The sequence below is a fragment of the Pyxidicoccus trucidator genome (genome assembly GCF_010894435.1).
Taxonomy (GTDB): domain Bacteria; phylum Myxococcota; class Myxococcia; order Myxococcales; family Myxococcaceae; genus Myxococcus; species Myxococcus trucidator.
This window is the reverse complement of record NZ_JAAIXZ010000004.1, coordinates 136,230-161,680: the sequence shown is the minus strand read 5'-3', so window position 1 is coordinate 161,680 and position 25,451 is coordinate 136,230. Positions and strand designations below refer to the sequence as shown.

Sequence of the window (25,451 nt, the reverse complement as noted above, 5' to 3'; positions counted from 1 at the left end):
GGAGTCAAAGAGCGTCTTGTCGGTCGCGGTCATGGGCTGTTGGATACCGCCCGTGCTATGGACGCTCCATGCCGAAGACTCCAAAAAGGTTAGCTGAAACGCCAGCCGCATTGGACCTTCAAGACCCGCGCGGCGACGTCGTCGCCGACGTGCTCGGCGCCTCGCTCATTCGTCACGCGCTCTACAGGCCGCTCGAAGCGCACGCTCCGTGGGGGCTTCGCATGCCTCGATGTGACCGCGCGAGCTTCTATCTCGTCACGCGCGGCAGTGCCCTCCTCGAGGTTGACGGCGAGCACTCGCACGTTCTGTCGCCCGGCGAGGTCGCCTTCATCCCGCAGGGCGCCGCCCACGTGCTCCGCGACGGGGCGACCACCAAGCCGGTCCTCGTGTGCGACGGTCCGTACTCGTCGAGTCTCGTGCCGCGAAGCATCGGGGGTCGTGGCGTCACCACCACGATCGTCGCGGGCTTCTTCGAGCTCGGCCACGGTCGCGAGCCAATCCTCCTCCAGGGAATGCCGCCGCTCATGGTGCTTTCGGCGAGCGAGCCGACGTGGGGCCCGTGGATCGCGGCGACCGTGCAGCTCGTCCTCGTAGAGAGCGCGGCGCCTCGACCCGCGAGCAGCATCGTGCTGCAGCGCCTCGCGGACGTTCTCTTCGTGCTGGCGCTTCGCTCGAGTCGTCGCGGCACGCAGCCCGCGCGGAACTGCGTCGCCGCGCTGTCGGATGCGAGGATCTACGAAGCCTTGGGTCTCATGCACACCCGCATCAGCGAGCCGTGGACCGTCGAGATGCTCGCGCGGCGCGTGGGGATGTCGCGCTCTGGCTTCGCGGCGCGGTTCACGGAGCTCCTGGGCGAGCCGCCCCTTCAGTACCTCGCGCGTTGGCGTGTCGCTCGCGCCGCCGAGCTGCTCCGGGACACCAACGAGAAGGTCGAGTCCATCGCGGGCCGCTTCGGATACGAGAGCGTCCCGTCGTTCAGTCGCGCGTTCAAGCGCTGGCAAGGGACGAGCCCAGCGACGTACCGGCGAGGGGCTGCAAGCCAGGGCTCTCGCGCTCGGTAAAGACCTGCTCGAGTGGCGGGCTGGTCACCACGGTGCTGGAGAGCTGGTACCGGTCCTCCAAGACTTCGAGCAGTTCCTTGCGCTCCGCGGCGCCCAGCGGCTCCAGGCCGAAGTCGTCGAGGATGAGCACCTGGGACTTGGCCAGTCGCTTGAGCACGTGCGGGCGCGTGCCGTCCGCGCGGGCCTGGGCCAGCTCGTCGAAGCGGAGGGAGTTGGCGTGGGGCGCTCCATGCTGACCGGTCTACTCTCCCTGAGGAGGGTGAGAAGGCCCGCGCCCCCGCGCCTCCACCGCACTCCTCGCGGCCACCCGCCCGCCGGAGCACTGAGCCCCACCCGGCTACTCCTTCACCGCCCCCGCCGTGAGTCCGGACACAATCCGCCGCTGGAACAGCACGGTGAGCACCACCAGGGGCAGCGTGGCCACCACGGAGGCCGCGGCAATCTCTCCCCAGGGCTCGCGGTACTCGCTGGCGAACAGGCTGATGGCCACCGGCACCGTGCGCTTCTCCGGCGTGGACAGGAACGTCAGCGCGTAGAGGAACTCGTTCCACGCGAAGATGAAGACGAGAATCGCCGTCGTCGCCAGCCCCGGCGCCGCCAGGGGCAACAGCACCCGCCGGAACGCCTGGAACGGCGTGCACCCATCCACCCTCGCCGCCCGGTACAGCTCGTCTGGCAGCTGCCGGAAGAACGACGTCAGCACCCACAGCGTCAATGGCAGGGCAAACGTCGCATACGGCAACGCCAGCCCAATCAGACTGTCCCGCAGCCCCGCCGCGCGCAGGATGAGGTACAGCGGGCTCACCGTCGCAATCGGCGGGAACATGCTCACCGCCAGCGCCGCGCTCAAGAGCAGCCCCCGGCCCCGGAACTCCAGCTTCGCCAGCGCGAAGGCCGCCGCCGCGCCCATCGTCAGACAGAACACCGTCGTCAGCGCCGCCACCAGCAGCGAGTTCGCCACCACCCGCAGGAAGGGCCGCCCCCACAGCACACTCGTGTAGTTCTCCAGCGTCAGGACCGAGGGCCACGGCCGGGTCAGCTCGCCGTCCGGCCACAGGCTCGTCAGCACCTGCCAGAAGAACGGCCCCAGGAAGAACGTGAGGAACGCCACCACCGCCAGCGCCGTGCCCAACCCCGGTCGATTCATCGTGCGCCCTCCTCACGCCCCAGCAGCCGCATCCACACCGCCGCCAGCACCACCACGCAGAGGAAGGTCGCCACCGACAGCGCGCTCCCGTACCCGAAGTCCCCCGAGCGCATCAGCGTCTTGTACGCGTAGATGCTCAGCGTCTCCGTCGTGTTCGCCGGCCCGCCCTCCGTCAGCACATAAATCGCGTCGAACACCCGGAACGCATCCAACGAGCGGAACAGCAGCGCCAGCAGCAGCGCCGGCTTCAGCAGCGGCAGCGTAATCGACCGGAACGCCCTCCACGCCGACGCACCGTCCACCCGGGCCGCCTTGTAGAGGTCCTCGGGAATGCCCTGCAGCCCCGCCAGCACCAGCAGCGCCACGAAGGGCGTCGTCTTCCACACGTCCACCAGGATGGCCGCGTGCAGCGCGTACCCTGGCGCGCCCAGCCAGTTGATGTCGCTCCCCGGGAGCAGCCGGTTGATGACGCCGTACTCGGGGTTGAACATCCACGCCCAGAGCCTCGCGCTCACCACCGTGGGAATGGCCCACGGCACCAGCACCGAGGCGCGCAGCAGCCCCCGCCCCGGAAAGGCCCGGTTGAGCAGCAGCGCCAGCGGCACCGCCAGCAGCACTTCCACCGTCACCGCCACCAGCGTGAAGTACGCCGTGTTCCCCAGCGCCGCCCAGAAGCGCGCGTCGCTCAGCAGGAAGGCGTAGTTGTCCAACCCCGTGAAGCGCCGCTCGCCGAACACGAGGATGAAGCGGTGCAGGCTCAGCCACACCGCCGCGAGGATGGGGTACAGCGCCACGCCCGCCAGCACCAGCACCGCCGGAGCCACCAGCAGATACGCCTGCCGCCGCTCCCGCTCCAGCGAGCCTCCGCCGCTCACGTGGCACCTCCGGCCCGATGCGCGACAGGCCGCCGCTCCCGCTCCAGCGAGCCTCCTCCGCCGCTCACGTGGCACCTCCAACCCGGGGCGCGACAGGCCTCCGCTCCCGCTCCAGCGAGCCTCCGCCGCTCACGTGGCACCTCTGGCCCGATGCGCGACAGGCCACCACTCCCACTCCCATGAGCCTCCGCCGCTCACTCGTCCACTCCCGTCAGGTGGTCCACCTGCTTCTGCGCCCGCTTCAGCGCCTCCTCCGGCGTCCGGAGCCCCGCCACCGCCGCGGAGAACTCGCTCTGCAGCACGTCCGCGATGAGGTTGTAGTAGGGCGTCACCGGCCTCGGCCGCGCGCGCTCCACCATCGGCTTCAAATCGGCGATGAAGGGGTCCGCCGCGCGCAGGCGCGGGTCCTCGTACACCGCCGGCCGGGGCGGGTTGCGCGCGTAGTTCAGCGCCAGCACCAGGTTCGCCTCCGGCGACGTCAGGTGCGCAATCAGCCGCGCCGCCAGCTTCCTCCGCTCCGGCGACACGTGCGCGTTCACCGCCAGCTGCCACCCGCCCAGCGTCCCCCACCCGGGCTCGCCGCTCTTCGTCGGCAGCGGGGCGATGCCCACCTTCCCCCGAATCGGCGAGTCCGGCTTCTGCGCCTCGCTCCACGCATAGGGCCAGTTGCGCATGAACACCGCGCGTCCCTCCTGGAACACCCTCCGTGACTCCTCCTCCGAGAACCCCGTCACCGTCTCCGGCGACACCCCCTCCGCCACCAGCCCGCGCAAGTACCCGAGCGCCTCACGCGCCGGCCCCGCGTCCAGCAGCACCCTGCCCTGCTCGCCCAGCGCCTCGCCTCCGTGTCCCCACAGCGCCTCGTACACGTTGCAGCTCAGGCCCTCGTACTGCCGTCCCTGCCACACGTAGCCCTGCACGCCCGGCGCCTTCGCCATGGCCTCTCGCGCGAAGCGCCGCAGTTCCTCGTACGTGCGCGGCGCTCGCGGCACCAAATCCTTGCGGTAGTAGAGGACGCCCACGTCCAGGTACCAGGGCACCGCGTAGGTGCGCCCGTCCACCACCACCGCTTCCACCGGGCCGGGGAAGAAGTCCGCGCGCAGGCGCTCGGGCGGGAAGTGCTCGGACAGGTCGGCAATCCACCCGGCCCGGGCGAACTCCGGCACCCACACCACGTCCGCCACCAGCACGTCGAAGTCGTCCGCCCCGCCCTCCAGCGCGGTGAGGAAGAACTGGTGCGCCAGGTCCGACGCATTGGGCAGCGCCTCGGTGACGAGCTCCACCCCCGGGTTCTCCCGCTCGAAGCGCGCCAGCAACTCGCGGAACGGCTCAGGCGCCCCCCACAGCGGCTGGTACTTGAAGACGAGCCGCGTGCGGCCCGCCGGCTCCCTCGCCTCCTCCGACGGGCGCCGGCACCCGCACACCCCGAAAACCAGCACAGCGAGGCCCAGCACGAGCAAGGTGGCGGAGCGGCGTCGCATGGGAATGGATGAGTCCAGCCACACCACACCCCGTCAAGGCTCGGAGCGCCCCACGGTCAACGCCCCAACACCCGCTCCACTCCCCGAGAGGGCCCCAAAGCCTGACAGCCAGGGGCCACCCCCGCCGGGAATGACAGGGGGGTGCTTGTGCATGGATGGCCTGTAGGCGTTATTCTCGACGGACGCGACGGCAACACCGCGGGGGGAAGACCATGGCCCAGCAGCAGGATGAGTTGAAGTACGGCGCGCACCACGCGCACTTCGAGCCTCCGGACACCCTGGTGGCCACCTTCAGTGGCCTCATCAACATGGACGAGGTGCAGCGCACGGCCCAGCTCTACAAAGAGACTTTCGAGAAGCGGGGGCGCTTCTACTGCGTCGCCGACATCGGCGGCTCCCAGATTGAGGCGGCCGGCCGCAAGTACCTCTCCAACAACAGCAACGCCGAGTGGTTCCACGGCCTCGTCTACGTGGGCGCCGACGTCGTCCAGCGCACCTTCGGCAAGGCCATCGCCCTGGCCCTGCACTTCACCGGCAAGACGGGCTTTGAGACGGTCTTCGTCCCCACACTCGACGAGGCCCGCGCCTGGGTCGCCCAGCACCGCGCCACCCGCCAGCGCAAGGCCGGCTGAGTCACTCCCGACGGAATCCGCCCTGACCCGGGGCCCCAGGATGTAAGTCCATACCTCCTGGCAACTCGGGAATGTCGCGTCGGACAGACACCGGCGCTATGCTCCTGAAAGATTCCGAAGGGAGTGACATGCAGCAAAAGGAATGGAAGTTCGGCGCGCACAGCATGCGCCAAGAGGCCCCGGACGTCATCCACGCCATCTACTCCGGGCCCATCAGCCTGGATGAGATGAAGCGGGCGGTGGAGCTGTACGGCGAGTTCGGGAAGAACGGCCCGTACTACCTGATTGCCGAAATCGCGCAGTCCCAGCTCGGAGCGGAGTCCCGGAGGTACCTCTCCGAGAATGGCCGCAGCGAGTGGTTCAAGGCCGCCGTCTACGTCGGCGCGGACATGGTCCAGCAGACCTTCACCAAGGTCATTGCCCTGGGTATGCTCTTCATCGGCAAGTCTCAGTTCGAGACTGTCTTCGTGAAGACGCTCCCCGAGGCCCAGGCCTGGGTGGAGCAGAACCGCGTCAAGCTTCAGAAGAAGAGCGGCTGAGCTTCACGCCGTCCCCGCCTTTGCGCCGTCGGTGTGCCCCACCGAGCCCATCCTGGGGCTCGGAGGTCGGGCCTCGCGGCCTCAGGTGAAGGCCACCGCCGTGCCCCGGTGCCGCTCCGCCGGCCCGGGCGCTTCGTGCCCGCGAGTCGCACTCCCAGGCCGACCTTCCGTCACCTGCCGTGACAACCCCGAGCAAGAACGGGCACTTGTCGCGCGAGCCTGAGATGTCACGGCGTCACCAGAAACCAGTTTCACCGTAAAAATTCACTGGCACTGGCATAGAAAGCCGGTATTTGCTGTATAGGCAGGCATTCAAGGGGAGCCCCAGCCCGCCCGTTCGCTCCCGCGTCCTTCCAGGCTCCCCGGACTCCAGCCGTATCCGCCAACTCCAGACCAGGCAGCGGGCCGGTGGGCTCGCTCGACCTGAACGAGCCAGCCATGCCCGTGACAGTCCAGAAGCAGGAAGAGACCGGAGTTCCCGCCCACGCGACGGCCTCGGCGCGCTGCCCCCACCTTGGCGCGCAGTACAACCCGTTCGCGGGCCCTCACGTCGACAACCCCCACGCCTTCTTCGAGCGACTCCGCAAGGAGGAGCCCGTCACCTTCAGCCCCATGCTCGGCATGTGGCTGGTCAGCCGCCATGAGGACATCGTCGCGGTGCTGAAGGAGCCGGCGCGCTTCTCCAACCGGGACATGCTGGCCAGCGGCACCCACCTGACGGACGAGGCGAAGGCCATCTTCAGCCAGGGCTTCGACACCCGGCACGTGCTGCTGGGCATGGACCCGCCGGAGCACACCCGCCTGCGGCGGCTGATGAACCGCGGCTTCACCGCCCAGCGCATCAACGGCATGGCGCCCCTCATCCAGCAGCGGGCCACCGAGCTCGTCGACACGTTCGCCGGCAACGGCCACGCGGACCTGGTGGAGCAGCTCGCCTGGCCCCTGCCGGCCCACGTCATCCTCGGCGTCATGGGCGTGCCGTCCGAGGACGTCTGGAAGATAGCGCGCTGGAGCGCGGACCTGCACCAGCTCCTCTTCGAGCACGTCCCCCCCGAGCAGCAGGTGGAGATGGCGCAGGGCGTCCGGGAGCTCCAGCGGTACTGCATCCGGCTCATCGAGGAGCGCCGCGCGAATCCGCGCGAGGACCTCACCAGCTACCTGGTGGCCGTGGAGGACGACGGCGAGGCGCTCACCCTGGACGAGCTGGTCATGGCCATTGGCGCGTCCCTGCTGTCCGCCGGCCACGAGTCCACCACCGCGCTGATGGCCAACACCTGGAAGCTGGCCCTGGAGCACGGCCTGTGGGAGCAGCTCCGGGACCACCGCGAGCGGGTGCCGAAGTTTCTCGAGGAGGCCAGCCGCTACGACTCCGTGGCGCACGCCATGATTCGCACCGCGCGCGAAGACGTCATGGTGGGCGGGGTGAGGATTCCGGCGGGCGCGCGCCTGATGCTGCTCTACGCCGCCGGCAGCCGGGACGAGTCGCTGTGCCCCCACGCCAACCGGCTCGACGTGACGCGCGAGAAGGTGCCCCAGCACCTCACCTACGGCCGCGGCATCCACTTCTGCCTGGGCGCCCCGCTGGCCCGCCTCCAGTTCCAGATTGCCACCAACGTGCTGCTGGACCGGCTGCCCGTGCTGAAGCTCGTCCCCAACCAGGACCACGGCACCTGGCAGAGCCTCGTCCTGCGCCAGATGAAGCACCTGAAGGTGGAGTGGAGCACCGCGCAGTAGCCGCCCGCCTCCCCTCTCGAGCAGCAAGCGGGCCTGGTGACTGGAAGGGTCGCCAGGCCCTTCTCATGTCCGCCATCCAGCGCGCCGCACCGACGTTACCCACAACGCGGGAGCAATTCGCACCACACCATTAGTGAACATGAGAGTCCAAAAAAACCCCCACTGGGTATTGATTGACTCGAAATACGTGCTCACTCTGGGGCGCCGTGGAATTCGTCCGGTGTAGAAAGAATATTCTTGCAGCACCACCCCATTTCAGGAGACAAGGTCTGGGTACACCCTGCTTGCCCGTGAAGCAGAAGGAGCCCCCCATCATGTACGCTGAAGTCGTTGACGAGGCCGACACGCAGTACTCCCGCCGGGTTGATCGCAAGGCTCTGGCGGCCGTCACGCGTGAGATGTCGCAGGTGAGCAACGGCCGGGCGCTGTGGGCGCTCGCCTGCCAGTGGCTGGGCATCGCCGCCAGCTTTGCCTTCGTCCTCACGGTGGACCGCTGGTGGGCGTGGCCCATCGCCGCGGTCATCATCGCCTCGCGGCAGCACGCGCTGCTGGCGCTGATGCACGAGTCGGCGCACTACCACTTCCTGTCCAACCGGAAGGTGTCCGACGTGGTCAGCGACCTGCTCTGTGCCTTCCCGCTGAACATGACGACGGCGGGCTACCGGCACGAGCACATGCTGCACCACCGCTATGTCAACACGCCGCAGGACCCGTACTGGGTCGGCCAGCTGCCGGACGCCTCGTGGCACTTCCCGCGCACGCCGCTACGCGCGGCGGCCGTCTTCCTGGGCGACGCGCTGGGCCTCTACGCGCCCAACCACCTGAAGGTGGTAATGCCGTGGACGTACTGGGGCCGCCTCGTCGGCAAGGCGAAGCCGCAAATCTCCGCCTTCGAGCACGCCCGCTACTGGTTCTACGTGGCCACGCTCGTCACCGTGCTGGTGACGACGGGCGCGTGGCTGCACTGGCTGCTGCTGTGGGTCATGCCCACCACGACGGTGATGATGGCCTTCTTCCGGATGCGTGCGCTGGGCGAGCATCCCCTCGACGCGAACCCGCAGGGCGACGAGACGCGCGAGACGCGCGACGTGGAGGGCACCGTGCTGGAGAACTTCTTCGTGGCGCCCCTCAACGTGAACTACCACCTCACCCACCACACCTTCCCGTCCGTGCCCTTCTACAACCTGCCCCTGATGCACAAGGAGCTGGAGAAGACGGGCCTGCTGGAGGTCGGGGTGAACCACTTCGACTCGTACCTGGGCAGCGAGAACAGCCTCATCCAGCACCTCACGCGCACCCCTGGGCTCTCCGCCGCCGAGGCCTCCGCCTCGCAGCAGCAGGACATGGGCCAGCCGCTGCTGTCGTAGGCCGCGGGCAGCACCCACGGGCCCGCCCACCGGGCCGCGTGAGCAGAGGGCAATTCAGGAACGCCGCATGGGGCTGGGGGGCTCCGCGGCGTTTCGAGAATCCGCCCCGCTCACGCGGTGAGGTGAGGCGGGCCTTCGCATGTCCGCGTCACGGAAAGCGGCGCAGCGAGGACCACGGGAAGGGCTTCCAGAAGGGCGTCTTCACCGCGTCGCCGTCCAGCGGGAACCAGGGCGCGTCGTCTCCGCCCGGAGAGAGCACGTGGAAGTCCTGCGCGGGCATGAAGCCCTGGCCCAGCAACGCCACCCGCCGGCCCTTCCCGTCCGCCGCCACGTCCAGCACCAGCACCACGTGCCCCGGGCTGCCGCCCAGCACGAAGAAGTCTCCGGGCCGCACGCTCTCTCGCGAGGGACGGCCCTTGAGGGACTCCAGCGTCAGCGTGCCAGCGTAGGTGAAGACCAGGTCCAGGTAGGCACGGAACGCGGCGCGCGACGCGTCCGCCTGCGCGCTCCGCACCCACGCCACCTTCGAGCCCGAGACTCGCGCCCTGTCCCCCGCCGCGTAGCGGGGCCACGAGGCCAGGTCGCCGCTGGTGAAGCGGTAGGCGATGCGCTCGCGCTGCTGACTGGACCAGAGCCACTCCGCGTGGAGGCGCATCACCGAGTCCGCGCACTGCTGGAGGTTCGCCGTGCCCACGTCCAATTCCGCCACCGCCGCCTGCCGCGAGTCGTCGCCGGCCAGAATCCGTCCGCCCTGGAAGTCGCGCACCGGGGTGCCCTCCGGACGCAGCGGCAGCCCGCGCAGCCACGCGCCGAAGGAGCCCTGCTCCACCGCGACCCGCTTGTAGCCCTCCGGAGGTGGAATGGCGGCCTCCAGCGGACGGACCTTCGCCTCGGCGGACAGCCAGGAGTAGCGCGCCAGCTCCTCGCGGGTGGGGGCCCGGGGCTCGGGCCCGGAGGCCGTCACCGTCCCCGGGAGGAGCAGCGCCAGCACCAACGGCACGGTGGAGACGAGGGAGGCGGCGCGGGAGGGGACACGGTGAGGCGCGTTCAAGGCGCGGAGGCTCCAGGAGGGGGTGGGTTGCACGGGATGTGACGCTCCCCTGCTTGGAAGATTCTGGGGCCTCCTGCACCCAGGTCCAACGGTGGCGTCGTCCCGCGCACGCCCGGAGCATCGTCCGCGTCACGCGCCGGATGCTTCCCGCGTGGCCTGTCGCCTGCCTGGAATATCCACGGGCGTGCGCCCTGCCCGGGCCGGGGTCCGACGCTGAACGGTCATTTCCGGCGACAGGTGCACCGCGGGGGTTGAGGAAGCACCTTGGAGGTATATGCACCGCCGGGTGAGCCTCGCACTGCTCAACACCTTGTCGCTGTCGCGCCTGCTGCTGGCGGTGGCGTTCATCGCCATTTCCGACGCGGTGGTGCGCGCGGCGCTGGTGGCGCTGGCGGCCTTCACCGACTTCCTGGACGGCTGGATTGCGCGGCACAAGGGGCTCGCCACGCGCATCGGCGCGCTCATCGACCCGGTGGCCGACCGGGGCTTCATGGTGACGGCCATCCTCGTCTGCTACCTCGACGGACTCATCGCCCTGCCGGAGGTGCTGCTGCTGGTGGTGCGCGACATCGGCACCGCCATCGGCTTCATCGTGGCGCGCGTGGTGCCGGGCCTGCGGCCGGTGGAGCTCAAGGCGCGGCTGCTCGGCAAGGTCGTCACGACGCTGCAGTTGCTGGCCCTGCTGTGCGTGCTGCTCTTCCCGCCCGCGGTGTCGCCGCTCGTCGCGCTCATTGGCGTGCTGTCGCTCGCTTCGGTGGTGGACTACTCGCGCGCGGTGCTGCGCGCGCGGCCCCGCCTCCGCGCGTCTTCACGGGCCGACGTGCACGGCGGCACGGCGGAGGGGCCGTCCTCCATGCCCACGGCGCGCAAGTAGGCGCTGGCGCTCAGCCCTGGGGCGGAGGCGCGGAGTCGGTGCCCTGGGACTCGGGCAGGCCCAGCGCGCGGGCCCGCTCGGAGGAGCTGGCGGAGCGCTCTCCGTCACTCATCTCCCCCCAGACCTCGTCCATGGCATCCAGCAAGGCGTCCTCCTCGGAGGAGTCGCGCTCGGGATGCCGCGCACGCACGAGCAGGAGCTTGCGCAGGAGCGCGCGGTATCGGTCATAGGCCGTCATGATGGGAAACCTCCCTCCCAGGGACGAGGCAGACACGTACGACTGACGGAGCGTGGGCCAGCTCCCCGCCTCATTCCTCCGGAGCCGCCGGCAGCACGGCGATCTCCAGCGTCTTGTCCTGGCCCACCAGGTCCACCACTGCCCGCACCTGCTCTCCCTTCTTCAGTTGTTTCACGCCAATGCTCCGCCCCTCGCGGAGCACCTGCGTCTTCGGGTACAGGCTCAGCCTCAGCTCCGCGCCGTCTTCCATCTCGATGACCACCTGCTGCTCCGACACCGAGCGCACCACGCCCGTGTAGACGGCGTTCACCACCGCCGTGCCCGTCGGCGCCCGCATCCCCGAGCCCGTCGGTGGGACGTCACTCACGATGGGCGCCTGGGTTCCCGTGCCTCCCGCCGTCCCCGAGCCGCCTGTTCCCTGGGCCGCTCCCGCGCCACTTCGCACCGCGTCGGCCCGTGCGTCCCCGGGGCTCGAGCCCTCCCCGTCCAGCTCGGCCACCTGGGCGCGCAGCCGCCTCACATCCTCGCGGAGCTGGGACACCTCGGCGCGAAGCTCGGCCACGGTGCCCCACAGCTCGCCGGCTTCACTCTCGGGCAGCGCCTGTCCGCCCTCCTGCTTCGGGGCCTCCGCTCCGGTCTCCGCCCGCTTCGGGCCCGTCTCTTCGGACTGCGCCCCCGCCGAGCACCCGCCGCCGCACATCAGCACCGACAAACCCAAGATGCCCAACACCGTCCAGCGGACCCTGCTCGGCATGTGTCATGGCCTCCCTTCCCCCTTCAAAGGTGGGGCCTGCCGGGACATGGACAACCACCCGTCCGGATGGGAAGCGCCTGGAGGGGGAGCGGCCCGCCAGGCCCTGGCCTGCCTCATGAGGTTGGGGCTCCGCGCATTCACCGGGCCATTCCGGCGATAGTGCGGCCTCCTCTCCTGTCCTGGAGCCGCCTCATGGCGACCAAGCGCCCACCGCCTCCGCCCACTCCGGAGCCGTCCACCGCGCCCGTGGAGCCTCCCCGCGCCTCGCTGCGCATCCACGCGCCCCAGACGCTGCCCGCCGCCGAGCTCAACGTGCTCCGTGAGCTGAACGTGCTGCGCGCGCCCGCGCCGGAGCTGCTGGCGCCCGTGGGCGTGCCGGCCGACACCCCGCTGCGGCAGAACCGCTTCATCACCCAGGGCTACATCCGCATCGCCCAGACGCTACAGGGGCTGCTGGACCCCGACCTCCGCCCGGGCGGCACCAGCCGCGTGCGCCCCTGCTGGTTCGCCTTCGCGCCCCACGCCTCGTACGAGGCCGGCAAGGGCCTGCTCGGCGCGGCCATCGCCCGGCGCATCATCGACCTCGCCCAGGGCGAGGCGCTGGCGGGCGCACCCCAGGCGTATGACCGCGTGGGCCTCACCGGCGCCATGCGCCAGGGCGCGGAGAAGCTCTCCGGCGCGCTCTGCTGGCACGGCCTGCCACGCGACGCCGCCACCGCCCTGGGCGCGCTCGCGGGCGCCATGCACCTGGAGCCGCTGTCGGACCCGCGCACGCTCTGGTCCACCGCGCACCGCTTCGCGCGGCTGTTCTTCCAGGCCCCCGGCGTGCTGCCGCTCGACAAGGCCGAGGCCCTGGCCCGCACCCTGGAGCGCACGCTCAACGAGGGCAACGTCGCCATCTTCACCGACATCGGCGGCGCGGCGCAGGCGTACCTCGCGTGGCGCCAGGGCGCCGTCACCCCGGACCGGGTGCTGCGCGAGTTCAGCTTGCGCGGCGCCACACCCCAGCAGGCGAGGCGCGCCTACGACGTCCTCATCACCCGCACCCGCGAGCAGCCCGCGCCGTCCGACTTCGCGCGCCTGCTGCCCGGCGTATCCGGCCCCAGCCTCGTCGTCGCTGGCTTCGCGCTCATCGAGACGGCCCGCCAGGCCCCCGGTGGCGCCGCGCGCGAGGCGCTCATCACCCTCGCCAACAACTGCTTCGCCTGGCGCGAGCAGCACGACGCGGTACAGCCCGCCTTCACCCCGTCCTCGCGCGCGCCAGACGAGGTGTCGCGCCCCGAGCTGCTGCAGGCGCTCACGCCGCTGCTGCGCCTGGGGCTGGGCACGGTGACGTGGAACTTCTCCGACTACGCGGCCACCCAGGGGGACCGCGACTCCAACCCGCTCACCTCCAAGCCCACCGAATACAACTGGGCGGGCTTCGCGGACCGGTGGCCAGCCCTCCTCACCGCCTTCGCGCTCGGCTACCGCCACCCCACGGCGCTGTGGACGCTGCCTCCGCCACTCATCCCCGCTGGCAGCCCGCTGCTGGAGCTGGCCTGACGCGGGCCATGGCTGGCGTCACTCCTTCACGACGAGCGTCAGGGTGCGCGGCACCACCTGGAGCAGGTCCGACAGGGTGATGGAGACCGGATAGTCATCGGACTGCTCGGGCGTGCCGTAGATGCGCCCCTGGTCCGCATCGAAGAAGAGCCCCGGCGGCATCGCCCCCTGGAGGGTCCACTTGTACGGGCCCGTTCCACCGGCGTAGCGCAGCGTGTAGCTGTACACCGTCCCCACGCGCCCATCCGGCAGCGCTTGCGTCATCATCAGCAGGGCCAGCCCCGCATTGGCCGTCGTCACCGACAACCGGCGCGTGGACTCCTGCGGCGGCCAGTCACTGTCCGTCACCGTCACCGTGAACTCCACCTTGCCCACCTGCCCGGACGTCCCCGTCACCTGGCCCTCCTCGGCCAGCCGCAAGCCGACAGGCAGGGTGCTGCCATCCGCCAGGGCGAAGCGGTACGGCGGCCTGCCTCCGGTGGCGGACAGGGACTCCGCGTAGGCCTTGTTCGTCGGCGCGTCCGCGAGTGTCCCCGGCCCGGCCAGCCAGAGCAGGGGGTAGACCCGCAGGGGAATGCTTCCACTCGCCTGCCTCGGAGGTGTGCCCTGGTCCGTCACGTTGACGGACAGGGAGAAGACCCCCGCGGCTGTCGGCGTGCCGGTGACGTCACCCTCCGCGTTGAGCGTGAGTCCCGCCGGCAGCGCCGCCGTCGCGCTGAACACGTAGGGGGGCTTGCCGCCCCGCGCGCGCAGACGGCCGCTGTACGCCGTCATCTCCCGCCCCGTCACGAGCGCGTCCGGGTCCAGGCCCAGCGGCTCCACGACGTCACCTCCATCCACGCCCGAGTCAGCGCCTCCGTCCCCGCCCTCCCCCGCATCCGTCCCGGCTCCCGCGTCAGCGCCCGCGTCGTCGCCGGCATCGACACCGGCATCGTCGCCCGCGTCGACACCGGCATCGTCGCCCGCGTCGCCGCCATCCGCGACAGGCAGCGGGTCCGGGGCGCCGCATGTCTCCGCCCCACCACAGTCGGGCACGCAGCGTGACTCCGACGTCAGGCACGTGGAGCCCGAGGGACAGCCGCCCTGCGCGTCACACACGGCGTAGCGGGACAGGTCCGGCGCGAAGGTACACGCCGCCACGCACAGGAGGAGCAGCACGCCTGGAAGGACGCGGCTCATGGCACCTCCCACACCAGGAAGAAGGCCCCACCCGCGCTCAGCAGCGCGCCCGTCCCCAGCAGCACGTTGGCCGTCGTGGCCTGCCTCCGCCCGTCCCGCAACCGCCCGTCCAGGCACGCCCGGAAGACCTCACCCTCGCCCGCGCAGCCCACGTTCCCCGCCGAGATTCGGGACTCCGTCCTCCGTGAGGCCACGCCAAAGCCCACGCCCGCCGCGAGCGCCGCGCCGCCCGCCGCCAGCAGCACCCGGGGCCACAGCCGCGTCGGCCGCTCCACGCTCCCCGTCCGCGACGCCGTGCCCGACGCGGAGGGCCGCCCCGCCCACAGCGTCTTGAAGGTCTGCCCGGCCCGCGCCTCGACCTCGCCGGAGTCCGCGTTGCTGACGGGAAGCTGGAACAACTCCCGCGCCTCCCAGCCCTGCGAGTCCCCCAGGACGAGCACCACGCTGCGCGCGCCGCCCACTCCCAGCGCCACGCCTCGCACCAGCCACGCGGCGCCCGGCGCCACGCTGCGCGCACCGAGACACGCCGCGCCCTCGCACGAGGCCGCGCCCGGCCCCAGCGTGCGCAGCCGCGCCACCGTCTCCGCGCGGGGCTCCACGCACACGCCGGACATGGTGGCCACGGCCTTGCGCACGGCGTCCTCCAGCCCGCGCGTCTCCACGCGGGCCAGCGCCACCGTGTCGAAGGGGATGAGCACCACCTTCTCGCCCTTGCAGTCCGCCGCCGACTGCGTGAGCGACAGCGAGAGGAACAGCGCAACGGACAGGGCACTCATGGCGACAGGTCCGGCCCTTCGTCGGGCGCCACGGGCGGCAGCTCGAGGCTGGCCACGTAGCCCCGGTAGAAGCGCGAGCCGAAGGGCACCGAGAAGAGCTTGTCCCGCAGCGAGTCCTGCACCGCCCCGCGCGAGGCCAAGGTCGTCTCGCGCCACTCCAGCCCGCCCGCGTCCACCACCGCGCCCGCCTTGGCGAAGGCGAAGGCCGCCTCACGCCCCCGCGTGCGCACGAAGTAGCCGCGGCCCGGCGGCAGCGCCAGCACCAGCGAGCGCTCCCGCTCCTTGTGGAACTCCGCCACGCGAATGCCCCGCGAGTCCTCCACCCACAGCCGCCCCTCCATGCCCGGGGGCACCAGCAGGTAGCCCAGCGCCGTACGCGTGCCCAGGTCCGCCAGCACCGCCGAGCGATCCAGCGCGGGAGGCCGGACGAACGACGCGAGCTTCCCGCGCACGTCCTCCGTGCCCTGGCTGGCGGCGGCGACGAAGGCGTGCAGCTCCGAGTACTCCACGCGCCCGTCCGCGTTGACGTCCGCCGCGCCCGTCAGCGCCGAGCGCACCAGGTGGCTGAAGACGCCCGAGCGGATGGCGCTCCACTCGTGGCTCTCCTGCTCGGTGGAGGTGGACAGCACCACGCCCACCTGCGGGTAGCGGTCCAGCTCGCGCGTCGCCAGCAGGCCCTTCACCACCTCCGCGTGCGCGGGGCCCACCGGCAGCGCGCCCCGCGAGTGGACGAAGTAATAGGAGTCACACGCGTCCACGATGAGGTGGATGAACGCGGCCTTGCTGGGCGCGAGCACCCCCTGGAACAGGTCCGTGCGCGTGAAGGCCCCGTCCAGCAGGCTCACCGCCCCCTCGCCCGCGGCCCCGCGCTTCCCGTGGCCGGCGAAGACGAAGTACAGCACCGGGCGCTCGCCCCGGGCCCGGTCCTCCGCCATCCGCGCGTTCAGCCGCGTGAGGGCCTCCTTCAAGGCCGCGCGGGTGGGAGGACGCGTCTGGGCCGCCAGCCCCGGGTGGAGCACCTGCGTCTCCTCGTCCAGGACGCTCAGCAGCACCGCCTCGCGCACCCGGGGGGCCAGCAATTCGTAATAGCGCGCGCCGTCATCGTCCGCGTACCGCAGGGGGGCCTGGGTCCGGTCCAGCCCACCGTTGTGGGCGACGATGAGGGCATAGGCCCCGCTCCCGGGCGCGGCGCTGGCGGGGACCGCGGAGAGGAGCGCCACCCAGAGGGCCGTGAGCGGGGCGCGAAGGAGGATTCTCATTCTGAGGGGTGCCAGGCGCGGCAATGCAGGCTGCCATGAGTCCACTGCCGCAATCCAGCCGGGCACCCTCGCGCCAACATGAGATGACGAAGAGAGCACGGCGCGGTAAGCCCGTGAGGGATGGAGTGGGATGACGACACATTGCGGCGTTTCCGGGAGGGAGTCCCGGAGACCCTGGCAGCCGTGTACCGCGCGAACGCGGAGGGGCTTGCTCGCATGCTGAGGGCAGCCGCCTGGCGAGGAGGCGTCTTCTCCCACCTGAAGGGTGCGATGGAGCTGGAGAACCTCCTGCTGGAGACGTTCGCCCGCGCCTTCGAGCCCCGGACGCGCGCGGCGTACGACGGCACGCGGCCGTACGGCCACTTCCTCATGGGCATCGCCCGCAACGTGCTGCTGGAGGAGATGCGCAACCGCGAGGTGGCGGTGGGGCTGGAGCCCTTCGGGGGCGAGGTGGAGGAGGAGGGCGGCGGGCTGACGCAGACGCTGGAGGACCGGGAGGTGGAGGCGCTGGTGGCGGGCTTCAAGGAAGGACTCTCCACGGAGGAGCGGCGGCTGTTCGAGCTGCGCTTCGGAGAGGGGCTGCCGCAGGAGACGGCGGCCAGCCGCATGGGGCTCACCCGCATCCAGGTGCGGCGACGGGAGCATGGCATCAAGACGCGGCTGCTCGGGTTCCTCCAGGCCCGCGGCTACCTGGAGGGACTGGAGACCCGGGGTTGGAGCTTCTTCAGACGGCGAGGCGATTCATGACGGAGTGCGCGGACACGAAGGCGAAGCAGGCCCTGCGGGCGCTCTTCCATGGCGACCTGGACGCGGAGGGCTTCACCTGGCTGCGCGCGCACGCTGCCACCTGCGCGGCCTGCCGAGAGACGTACGACAGGCTCTCCCGCGTGGAGTCCTCGCTGGAGCAGCGCGCACTGTCGGAGAGTCGACAGACGCTGCTGGAAGGAGCCCTGTTCGCGCGGCTCGGCACGAGTCCATCGACGGCTGCTGCGCCGGCTCCGGCGAGGGCGCCCGTCCGGGCCGAGCCGCCCACCGAGCGCTTCTCCTTTTTTCGTCCGTGGATGGGCGCGGGCCTGGGCCTCGCGGCGACCGCGGCGCTCGCGCTCCTGGTGGTGAGGCCGGGGCAGGTGGAGGACGCGCGGAACGCGGAGTGGCAGGCGCGCTCGGCGCAGCCGGGCTCGGCATGGGGCGTGCGGGCCTTCTGCATCGGCGAGGACGGAAAGGTGCGCGGTGAGGCCCTGCCCGGGGGAACGCTCGCCTGCGCCGAGGGTGGCGCGGTGCAGTTCAGCTACACCGCGCCCGAAGGGGCCCGGCTGACGATTGAGGCCCCGTCCGCCTCGGGCGAGCCGCTGCGCTTCTTCCCGAGCGACGGCCCGGCGGCACAGGTGGCTCCGGGCGTGGACGTCCCGCTGCCCTTCAGCACGCCGGTGCGGGGTGGGTGGCTCAGCGAAAACCTGGACGTGCGGGCCCGCTTCACGGACGCGCAGGGACGGACGCTGGGTGAGACGCGGCTGACACTCACGCCGCGCTGACGGACGAATTCGTCATGGGACGCTGAAACTCCGGATGGGCTCGCGTCACTCCCCCGGACGCTGGCCCGTGGAGGGCCGGCCCGGTGGTGGTTGACGGCACACCGCACGCCACCGGTGTCTCTTCCCGAGGGGTTTCGTCGTGTCCAAAGCATCCGTGTGGGTGAGCCTCGCCGTGGGGCTCGTGCTGGGTTTCGTGGGGGGCCGGGTGGGCCGTCCGTCCGACGCGTCCGCGGGCGTCGTCGACGCGCGTGGAGCCCCGACGGCCGCGAAGGCACCTGCCGCCCGGCAACGGCCGCCGATTTCGCCCACCGTCTACAAGGTGCCGCTGGAGGGCTCGCTGGCGGCGGGGACGGAGGACGCGCTCGTCACGGTGGTGGAGTTCTCCGACTACGAGTGCCCCTTCTGCTCGCGCGCGCACGGGACGGTGAAGCAGCTCCAGCAGAAGTACGGGAAGAAGCTGCGCGTGGTGATGAAGCACCACCCGCTGCCCAACCACCCGCGCGCCCGTCCCGCCGCGCTGGCCGCGCTGGCCGCCGGGGAGCAGGGGAAGTTCTGGGAGATGCATGACGTCCTCTTCTCCAACGCCCGGGCGATGCAGGACGCCGACCTGGAGCGCTACGCGCGCGAGCTGGGGCTGGACGTGGAGCGCTGGAAGAAGGACCTGGCCGACCCGCGGCTGGCCGAGCGCATCCGCAAGGACGAGGCGCTGGCGTCGCAGGTGGGCGCCACCGGGACGCCGGCCTTCTTCGTGAATGGCCGCTTCATCAGCGGTGCGCAGCCGCTGGAGGTCTTCACCACCGTGGTGGACGAGGAGCTGGGCAAGGCGGAGGCGCTGGTGAAGGGCGGCGTGCGTCCGACGGAGGTGTATGCGCGCGTCATCGAGAAGGGCATGGACCGGCCGCCCGCGCCGAACGCGCCCGCGCAGCAAGAGGCGGCGGTGCAGAAGGTGGAGGTGGGCAATGCGCCCGCGCGTGGCCCGGCGAACGCGCCGGTGACGCTGGTGGCGTTCTCCGACTTCGAGTGCCCCTTCTGCTCCCGCGCGGTGCCGACGCTGAAGGCGCTGGAGGAGGAGTACGGCGGCAAGCTGCGCGTGGCCTTCAAGCACCAGCCGCTGCCGAACCACCCGAACGCGAAGCTGGCGGCGGCCGCGTCCCTGGCCGCGCATGAGCAGGGGAAGTTCTGGGAGTTCCACGACCTGATGTTCGCGAACCAGCGGCAACTGGACCGCGCGTCGCTGGAGGGCTACGCGCGGCAGCTCGGCCTGAACGAGTCGCGCTTCAAGGCGGCGCTGGACTCCGGGAAGTTCGACGCGCAGGTGGCGGCGGACTCCAGCGAGGGTACGCGCATCGGTGCTTCGGCCACGCCCACCTTCTTCATCAACGGGCGTCCGGTGGTGGGGGCACTGCCGATTGACCAGTTCCGCCGTGTCATCGACGAGGAGCTGAAGAAGTCCGGCGTGGCGGCGCGGTAGGCAACCACTGACAGTCGCGGGAGTACGGTTCACGTCCCGTCGGGGACACTTCAATCGGGGCCGGAAGCCGCTGGAAGTTCAGCGGCTTCCGGCCCCGGTGCTTTCAAGCGCCTTCTCGTCTCCAGCATGTCTCCAAACCGGAGGCCTGCCCCATCTCTCCTTAGGCCCTAAACCGACATATTGCCCCCACCTGCTCGCTCGCTGCCGAGCCACATGATGTGCGCGAGAGCCAGAAACCACAGCAAGCCCAGTTTTGCAGAACGCGACAGTGGCGCCTCCCTGGAGGACAGCTAACGCCCGACGCAGGGGTGGTCTCACCTTGCCGCTCCCGTTTGACGAAAACCCGCTTCCGGGAGGAGCCGTATGAGTGTTGGGGGCGCAGACAAGAGTGGCGGTAGTGATTCTGCTTCCAAAGCCGCAGACGCTGCCGCCAAGGCAGACGCTGCCGCCAAGGCAGACGCTGCCGCCAAGGCAGACGCTGCCGCCAAGGCCGCAGACGAAGCGGCGAAGCAGGCCGCGCAAACCGCGAATGCAGCTTCTCGGGCGGTCCAGAATGCGCTCGCTGCGGACACTTTCACTGCGGCCGCCACGACGCCAGCACCAGTGGAACTCAACCCGGCTCCGGTCCAGGGGCTGTTTTCTGCCACGCCCATCGCACAGCAACCTTCGCTCCAGATGCCCAGCGTCACGGCGGTCTCCCTGCCGGCTACGCCCATGGGGCCGCTATCCACATTCCAGGGCACCCTGAGCATCCAAGGGCTGGTGGCCAGTGCCACACGCTTCGAATCACCTGCCGACAAAGCTGCGTGGGGAGGATCGCAGGCGGCGGCGCAGCGAGCCAAGGACATCGCCAAAGAGATGGGCTTCGGTATCGGGAACGAGAAGCGCTCCACGACGAAGGACATCGGCTCCACGCGATATTCTGACCACCACGTTTCGCAGAAGCAGGCTTACGGCGTAGATATCCCCGCCACGGGCAAGAAGGGCACCGCGCTCGCTCAGGCGATTGCGAAGGCATATGGCTTCCCGCAGGAGGCCATCGGCACCTTCCAAAAGCACAACTTCCAGTTCAACGAGGACACTTACCGGATGCAGGTTCTCTGGGGCGTGAAGGACCATTATGACCACGTCCACGTGGGCATTCGCCGCGTCGACTAATTGATGCAGGCCTGAGGACTCCAGTAGGCATCTCCGGAGTAGGCCTCCCATTCAGCCAGGGGGCCGGAGGCCGCCCGCACCGGGGCCGGATTCGGAGGCCGCGAGGGTAGTTCCAGGTGCTCAGAAATGGCTCGCATCTCTGGAGCACCATGCGCCCCTGTTGCCGTCTCTAAAATGTTCAGGACTGGAGGGGATTCCGGGGGACAGCTAGGACAGCTGGAGACTGCCCCCCTTGGACTCGAAGTGCCCGGACTCGCTCACGACACAACACAAGGCGTGAGTTGTCGCGGGATTGGGGCACCCGTGTCCACGGGTTCAAGTCCCGTACTCCTCACCCTCAAGAAGGGCCTGAAACCGAAAGGTTCCGGGCCCCTCGTCTTTTCAGCGCCCTGGCTGCTCCTGTACGCGTCGTCCCCGTACTCGCGATAGTGCGTCACGGTGCCCCGTAGCTTCCGGGCTTGATCGAAAGACCGTGGCCATGCGTTTCCGCGCCTGCATCGCACTTCTACTCTCCAGCGAGCAGCGAGGCTGCCCTGGAGCGACGGGGGGCGGTGCGTCGTCCGAGAGGCCTCCCAGCCCTGGCCCATGCTGGTGGAGAGGTGCTTTCAGTCTCTCGCTCATGACCGGCTCCGGTTCAACGACCCCACGGGAAGATGCGCGGTCGCTTCCACGGGCACGGCTGCCCTGGGGATTGGCCTCTGTGTCTTGGCGGCGCCGGAACTCGTTGTGGGTGCGGTGATCGTCCTTGGCGTGGTGGTGGGAGTCGCCATCAAGGAAGCGCTGGAAGATGCGGCCCCGGAGCACAAGGGCCTTACCGTCGTCATGGACTGGTGCTGAGATGACAGCCAAGCGAAAAATCACCCTCATCGTCTACGCGCCTGCGCTCGTGGGTGACGACAACCGCCCTGTGGCCGTGGTTCATGGGATGGAGCGTGCATTCCCTGGCCTGCGCATGGAGTGGAGAGTTTCCGAAGACGGGCGCCCCATCGCATTGCCGCAGCGCGACGCGTGGCTCGCAGAAGTGACTAAAGACGGGGGGTTCCCGCTCGTGTGCAATGGTGACGAGAGCTACCCCGTGATGATTTCCGGGTGGGAACTACCAGCGGGCAGCTCGCCAGGAGGTCAGGCTCAATTTGAGGTCCATGCGCAATTGCCACCGGATGCAGTAGGAGTCGCGGCGGTGGCGGATGTGCTGGAGGCCGTGGCGGGAAGCGCACGCGCGTACTGGGGGCATGCCACGCCGTTCAGGGCGAGCGTGGACATCGCGCGCCAGACGAGGAATCGGCCAAACGACTTGGAGCCGCCCCCTTGAGGCTCGGCACCGCTCGCGGGACGCTGCTGGCCGCCCGGAGAGAGGGCCGTTCGCCGAGGACGCAATCTGGTGCGCCATGGCCTACCGCTCCGAGGACGTAGAGCGCGCGGCAGAAGGGTTGCCCGTGCCTCTACGCGATATGAGTCTGCCCCACGGAGCCGGGGCAATCTCAGCACGATAGGCTCGCGGGTTCATTCACAAGGAGCCTTTGAGCATGCCGTCCTCACGTTTCTATGCGGGTGAGCAGGACCTGCGAGCCATGACACGCCTGGTGTCCGAGGCCCATGCCGCGCATGGGCCCCACGTCGAGTGCACCGTGGGAGACCTCGACTGGCGCATGTACCGCAATGCCTTCGTGCGGCCCGAACAGAACGTGCGCCTCTGGCATGACGAGCGCGGGCACCTGGTGGGCTTCGCCTGGGGCTATGTGAATGGCGACGTCGACCTGCTCATCCATCCTCGAGAGCACGCCGCCACCCTGGTGCCCCAGATGCTCGAGTGGGCACAAGCGTGGTTCCCCACGCGCGGTGCCTCCGACGAGCGTCCGCTTCATGTCTGGGAATTGGAGAGCAACACGCCCCTGACCCGCGCGCTGGAGCAACAGGGCTGGCGGCGCTCCGAAGACTGCTACCTCCACCTGGCCCAGCCAACGGCGGACACCGGCACCGCGCCCCTGCCCCCCGGCTACATCGTCCGAAACGTGCGAGGCCCCGAGGAGACCGCCGCGCGCGCCGAGGTCCATCGCCGGGCCTTCGGCACCGAGCGCGTCACCACCGAGGTGTACCAGCGGGTGATGCGCGCCTCCCACTACCGCGCGCACCTGGACCTGGTGGCCGAGGCGCCAGACGGCTCGCTGGCCGCGCTGGCGCTGTGCTGGCTGGACCCGGAGAACGGCCTGGGCGAGTTCGAGCCCGTCGCGACAGCGCCGGCGCACCGCCGCAAGGGCCTGGCTCGGGCATTGCTCCAGGAAGGGCGGAGACGCCTGTGGAAGGCGGGAGCCAGGACGGCGCTGGTCTATGCCCATGCCGCCAATCCCGCCTCCGTGGCACTCTACGAGTCGGCGGGCTTTCGCGTCATCGACCGGAACTGGGGCTACGTGGCGCCCTGAGGCTCTTACGAGGGCATCAGCTTGTCGCGCAGCACCGTCGGTGATTTCCTTCGGCACGCGCAGGGAGCGCGGCAGTTTCTCCATGCGCATGGTGCGAACCTGGCGCGCGCGGTCGTGGTCACAGCGCTTCTCGCCTACGCTGCGGCGGTGCTCTTCTGGACCTGCGTGGTGTTCATGGTGCTCGGCGGGCTATCGCTCGTCGCGCACCTCGTCGACCCCGGCGTGCGCCGCAGCCAGTTCGGCGGTCAGTCGGCGAGGCTGGGCATCGCCCTCGGGCTCATCGCCGCAGCCGTGATGTACTTCACGCGCTGAGCGTCACGGCACTGCGGGCTCGAAGCAGCACGCGATCTCCACGGGCGGCTGGGCGGAGGTGCCCCGCTTTCGCGGAGTCCCACTCGCGTCCCCCGTCTGACCCGGAGTTCCGGCCGCGGCGGTAGAATGGCGCTCGGGAGGTGCGCATGGAGAAGCGCCGGCAGTTGGAGATCCAGACCGTGACGGTGAGCTACGAGCGCCGGAGCAAGGAAGCGCCGGTCATGCTCCACCTCAGTCAGGAATGGAGGCAGCGGGACGCGGAGGCCTTCAAGCAGGTCTTCATCGACACGCTCGACCACATTCCAGAGAGCGCGGACCTGGTGGTGCTCTCAGAGCATCCGGATGCTCACGCCGCCACAGCGGCCTTGCAGGCGTTCGCCAAGGAGCGCAACCACCTCCTGGTGGTTCCCTTCGGAGTGAAGGCCTTCGAGGGAGAGACGTGCAGCAACCGGGTCGGGGTGTTCTGGCCCGGAGGGCACATCCTGCTCGACAAGCTGTCCCTGTCCTCGGATGACCAGGAGGGAAAGGTGGTGGCGGGCAAGACCCTGTTCCTCTTCGACACCCCGCTGGGACGCATGGCGGTGCTCAACTGCCACGAGTACACCCATGTGGATCTCCTCGAAGAGCTCGCCGAGCACGAGGTGGAAATCATCGTCGTGGTGACGGTCAACCAGGCCTCCCGGTTGTACTGGGACTACGCGCTGGCGGACGCCCATCGGCTGTTCAGCTTCATCATCATCGGCAACATCGCGGACTACGGCGGAGCCGCGGTGTTCGCGCCCTTCCGCAATCAGGGCACTCCCCTGCGGCTTGGCAGCCGCCTGCTCCACACCCGTGGCCCCGCCCAGCTTCGCGCCGACGTGGAGCTGAACGTGGCGCAGCTGAAGGAGCTGCGGGAGGGCTACCGCCGCCAGGGCGATGCCTTCCAGATTGCCACCCTCGTGGCGGTCGTTCCGCCAGAACGGTTCCTGTTCAGCGCCGACGACCGTGCGCCCTACCTGCGGAACGGCACGGAGGAGAGCAACGCCTTGGACCGGGTGGTGTTCCGGCCCGTGCCGGCGGCCGCTCCCGCCTCGCGAAGCGCCCGCATCGCGGTGGCCCAGTTGGAGGCCCCCTCGCTGAATGCCTACCTGGAGACGGGCTACCGCTTCTCGCGCGCCCGGGAGTACCCGGTCTTCCGGGAGGTGTTGCGCCAGCACCTCGCCACCCTGGAGCAACGCCTCACGCTCCGGAACCAGCAGCTCGACTTCCTGGTGTTCCCCGAGGTGTTCCTGCCGCGAGAGATGTTCCAGGAGGTGCAGGAGTTCGCCGTCCGGCAGGGGACCATCGTGATTGCGGGAGCGGAGTACGCGGACCCCGACCCGGACCGGCTCCGCACCGAGGGCCTCCACGGCGCGAATGAATGCGCCATCTTCATTCCTCAACGGAAGGGGAGCGGCGAATGCCAGGTCCATACCTACCGGAAGCTGACCCGCTCCCAGTATGACGCCCGCCGGCCCGGCCCGGGAGGCAAGCTGGGAGACAAGTTCCCACTGGACCTGGGGAACCGGCTCCTGCGCTTCCACCACCCCGCCTACGGGGATTTCGGCGTCCTCATCTGTTACGACTTCAGCCACCTGGACATCGTCCGGAGCCTCAACCTGGCTGGCGGTAGAGAGCCCTGCGAGCTGCTGTTCGTCGTTTCCTATAACCCAGACGCCGAACTCTACCGGGCCTGCTGCATCGCCGACGCGCACCGCTTCTACCAGTACGTGGTGATGTGCAACGTCGCGAACTTCGGCGGCAGTGGCGTGTTTGGCCCCGTCCGGACCCCGGGGGCCCGGCAGGTGATTACCGAGGCCGGCAAGGGAATGGAGGGAATCCTCATGGCCGAGGTGGACCTTGAAGGACTCCGGAAGGCACGAAGGACCGAGGACGCCCTGCTGAAGGGCGGTCTCTTCCAGCGGAGGCCCGGAATCCTGCACGGGCGAATCCTCCCTGCCCGGTCCACGCGCGGGGCTGCCCAGCCGAGGCCAGCCACCCCAGCGTGACTTCACGCACCTTTGC

The 25,451-nt window shown here is 70.0% G+C and carries 25 protein-coding genes and 1 pseudogene; 16 read left to right on the top strand and 10 right to left on the bottom strand.

From position 1 onward, the window contains the following. Window positions 1-68 precede the first annotated feature (68 nt). Window positions 69-1,061: an AraC family transcriptional regulator gene (locus G4D85_RS14020; RefSeq protein ID WP_164012058.1), complete on the top strand. Its 993-nt coding sequence runs from the start codon at window positions 69-71 to the stop codon at window positions 1,059-1,061. On the opposite strand, the gene G4D85_RS14015 is transcribed toward G4D85_RS14020, so the two are convergent. The 4 genes from G4D85_RS14015 to G4D85_RS14000 form a co-directional block, all read right to left on the bottom strand. After that, the gene (locus G4D85_RS14015; RefSeq protein ID WP_275900291.1) at window positions 988-1,254 is read right to left on the bottom strand and encodes an ATP-binding protein; all 267 of its coding nucleotides are present in this window, start codon (window positions 1,252-1,254) and stop codon (window positions 988-990) included. The two genes, G4D85_RS14020 and G4D85_RS14015, sit on opposite strands and share 74 nt — an antisense overlap. Window positions 1,255-1,398: 144 nt before the next feature. Beyond that, entirely contained in the window at window positions 1,399-2,208 is an 810-nt protein-coding gene (locus G4D85_RS14010) for a carbohydrate ABC transporter permease (protein WP_164012055.1), read from the bottom strand. Then, complete coding sequence (locus tag G4D85_RS14005; protein ID WP_164012053.1) at window positions 2,205-3,083, bottom strand: carbohydrate ABC transporter permease; 879 nt, start codon at window positions 3,081-3,083, stop codon at window positions 2,205-2,207. The genes G4D85_RS14010 and G4D85_RS14005 overlap by 4 nt, the downstream gene beginning before the upstream one ends. A 194-nt stretch (window positions 3,084-3,277) precedes the next feature. Then, window positions 3,278-4,564: an ABC transporter substrate-binding protein gene (locus tag G4D85_RS14000; RefSeq protein WP_164012051.1), complete on the bottom strand. Its 1,287-nt coding sequence runs from the start codon at window positions 4,562-4,564 to the stop codon at window positions 3,278-3,280. Between the two features lie 212 nt (window positions 4,565-4,776). On the opposite strand from G4D85_RS14000, the gene G4D85_RS13995 reads away from it, so the two are divergent. The 4 genes from G4D85_RS13995 (at window position 4,777) to G4D85_RS13980 (ending at window position 8,836) form a co-directional block, all read left to right on the top strand. Then, on the top strand, window positions 4,777-5,196 hold the full coding sequence (locus G4D85_RS13995; protein WP_164012049.1) for a SpoIIAA family protein: 420 nt from the start codon (window positions 4,777-4,779) through the stop codon (window positions 5,194-5,196). A gap of 128 nt (window positions 5,197-5,324) precedes the next feature. Then, window positions 5,325-5,735, top strand: a complete 411-nt coding sequence (locus G4D85_RS13990; RefSeq protein WP_205525546.1) for an STAS/SEC14 domain-containing protein — start codon at window positions 5,325-5,327, stop codon at window positions 5,733-5,735. Between the two features lie 438 nt (window positions 5,736-6,173). Further along, window positions 6,174-7,469 carry a cytochrome P450 gene (locus G4D85_RS13985; protein WP_164012044.1) on the top strand — a complete coding sequence of 432 codons (1,296 nt, stop codon included), beginning with the start codon at window positions 6,174-6,176 and terminating at the stop codon, window positions 7,467-7,469. Between the two features lie 314 nt (window positions 7,470-7,783). Then, the gene (locus G4D85_RS13980) at window positions 7,784-8,836 is read left to right on the top strand and encodes a fatty acid desaturase family protein (RefSeq protein WP_164012042.1); all 1,053 of its coding nucleotides are present in this window, start codon (window positions 7,784-7,786) and stop codon (window positions 8,834-8,836) included. A 148-nt stretch (window positions 8,837-8,984) separates the two neighbouring features. On the opposite strand, the gene G4D85_RS13975 is transcribed toward G4D85_RS13980, so the two are convergent. Beyond that, window positions 8,985-9,827 (bottom strand): DUF4846 domain-containing protein, encoded by an 843-nt coding sequence (locus G4D85_RS13975; RefSeq protein ID WP_420821709.1) that lies wholly within the window; start codon window positions 9,825-9,827, stop codon window positions 8,985-8,987. Between the two features lie 334 nt (window positions 9,828-10,161). Here G4D85_RS13975 and G4D85_RS13970 point away from each other — a divergent pair, with 334 nt between their 5' ends. After that, complete coding sequence (locus G4D85_RS13970; RefSeq protein WP_164012040.1) at window positions 10,162-10,761, top strand: CDP-alcohol phosphatidyltransferase family protein; 600 nt, start codon at window positions 10,162-10,164, stop codon at window positions 10,759-10,761. A 10-nt stretch (window positions 10,762-10,771) separates the two neighbouring features. Here the strand turns inward: G4D85_RS13970 and G4D85_RS13965 are convergent, their stop codons facing one another. Both G4D85_RS13965 and G4D85_RS13960 read right to left on the bottom strand, forming a co-directional pair. Further along, the gene (locus G4D85_RS13965; RefSeq protein ID WP_164012038.1) at window positions 10,772-10,999 is read right to left on the bottom strand and encodes a hypothetical protein; all 228 of its coding nucleotides are present in this window, start codon (window positions 10,997-10,999) and stop codon (window positions 10,772-10,774) included. 70 nt (window positions 11,000-11,069) lie between these two features. Further along, window positions 11,070-11,753, bottom strand: coding sequence for a hypothetical protein (locus G4D85_RS13960; protein ID WP_164012036.1), 684 nt, complete (start codon window positions 11,751-11,753; stop codon window positions 11,070-11,072). 192 nt (window positions 11,754-11,945) lie between these two features. Here G4D85_RS13960 and G4D85_RS13955 point away from each other — a divergent pair, with 192 nt between their 5' ends. Further along, window positions 11,946-13,298, top strand: coding sequence for a hypothetical protein (locus G4D85_RS13955; protein ID WP_164012034.1), 1,353 nt, complete (start codon window positions 11,946-11,948; stop codon window positions 13,296-13,298). An 18-nt stretch (window positions 13,299-13,316) separates the two neighbouring features. On the opposite strand, the gene G4D85_RS13950 is transcribed toward G4D85_RS13955, so the two are convergent. From G4D85_RS13950 to G4D85_RS13940, 3 genes are read right to left on the bottom strand one after another with little or no spacing between them, the layout of a single operon-like run. Further along, the gene (locus tag G4D85_RS13950; RefSeq protein ID WP_164012032.1) at window positions 13,317-14,477 is read right to left on the bottom strand and encodes an Ig domain-containing protein; all 1,161 of its coding nucleotides are present in this window, start codon (window positions 14,475-14,477) and stop codon (window positions 13,317-13,319) included. Beyond that, window positions 14,474-15,253 (bottom strand): hypothetical protein, encoded by a 780-nt coding sequence (locus tag G4D85_RS13945; RefSeq protein WP_164012030.1) that lies wholly within the window; start codon window positions 15,251-15,253, stop codon window positions 14,474-14,476. Before G4D85_RS13945 ends, G4D85_RS13950 begins: the two co-directional genes overlap by 4 nt. After that, window positions 15,250-16,512, bottom strand: coding sequence for a caspase family protein (locus G4D85_RS13940; protein WP_164012028.1), 1,263 nt, complete (start codon window positions 16,510-16,512; stop codon window positions 15,250-15,252). Before G4D85_RS13940 ends, G4D85_RS13945 begins: the two co-directional genes overlap by 4 nt. A gap of 216 nt (window positions 16,513-16,728) precedes the next feature. Here G4D85_RS13940 and G4D85_RS13935 point away from each other — a divergent pair, with 216 nt between their 5' ends. The 9 genes and pseudogenes from G4D85_RS13935 to G4D85_RS13895 all read left to right on the top strand — a co-directional run bounded on the left by G4D85_RS13935 (window position 16,729) and on the right by G4D85_RS13895 (window position 25,435). Next, window positions 16,729-17,259 carry a sigma-70 family RNA polymerase sigma factor gene (locus G4D85_RS13935; protein WP_240359255.1) on the top strand — a complete coding sequence of 177 codons (531 nt, stop codon included), beginning with the start codon at window positions 16,729-16,731 and terminating at the stop codon, window positions 17,257-17,259. Continuing rightward, window positions 17,256-18,044: a hypothetical protein gene (locus G4D85_RS13930; protein ID WP_164012024.1), complete on the top strand. Its 789-nt coding sequence runs from the start codon at window positions 17,256-17,258 to the stop codon at window positions 18,042-18,044. Before G4D85_RS13935 ends, G4D85_RS13930 begins: the two co-directional genes overlap by 4 nt. Before the next feature lie 139 nt (window positions 18,045-18,183). Continuing rightward, window positions 18,184-19,515 carry a DsbA family protein gene (locus G4D85_RS13925; protein ID WP_164012022.1) on the top strand — a complete coding sequence of 444 codons (1,332 nt, stop codon included), beginning with the start codon at window positions 18,184-18,186 and terminating at the stop codon, window positions 19,513-19,515. Window positions 19,516-19,878: 363 nt separating this feature from the next. After that, the gene (locus tag G4D85_RS13920) at window positions 19,879-20,673 is read left to right on the top strand and encodes a hypothetical protein (protein WP_164012020.1); all 795 of its coding nucleotides are present in this window, start codon (window positions 19,879-19,881) and stop codon (window positions 20,671-20,673) included. A gap of 498 nt (window positions 20,674-21,171) precedes the next feature. After that, a pseudogene (locus G4D85_RS50725) lies at window positions 21,172-21,459 on the top strand (DUF6310 domain-containing protein); the annotation flags it as partial. A 52-nt stretch (window positions 21,460-21,511) separates the two neighbouring features. Next, window positions 21,512-21,985, top strand: a complete 474-nt coding sequence (locus G4D85_RS13910; protein WP_205525545.1) for a DUF5953 family protein — start codon at window positions 21,512-21,514, stop codon at window positions 21,983-21,985. A gap of 214 nt (window positions 21,986-22,199) precedes the next feature. Continuing rightward, the gene (locus tag G4D85_RS13905) at window positions 22,200-23,093 is read left to right on the top strand and encodes a GNAT family N-acetyltransferase (protein WP_164012017.1); all 894 of its coding nucleotides are present in this window, start codon (window positions 22,200-22,202) and stop codon (window positions 23,091-23,093) included. A 21-nt stretch (window positions 23,094-23,114) separates the two neighbouring features. Further along, the gene (locus tag G4D85_RS13900; RefSeq protein WP_164012015.1) at window positions 23,115-23,405 is read left to right on the top strand and encodes a hypothetical protein; all 291 of its coding nucleotides are present in this window, start codon (window positions 23,115-23,117) and stop codon (window positions 23,403-23,405) included. A 146-nt stretch (window positions 23,406-23,551) separates the two neighbouring features. Then, a complete protein-coding gene (locus tag G4D85_RS13895) occupies window positions 23,552-25,435 on the top strand; it encodes a nitrilase-related carbon-nitrogen hydrolase (RefSeq protein ID WP_164012013.1) in 1,884 nt (627 codons plus the stop codon). Window positions 25,436-25,451 lie beyond the last annotated feature (16 nt).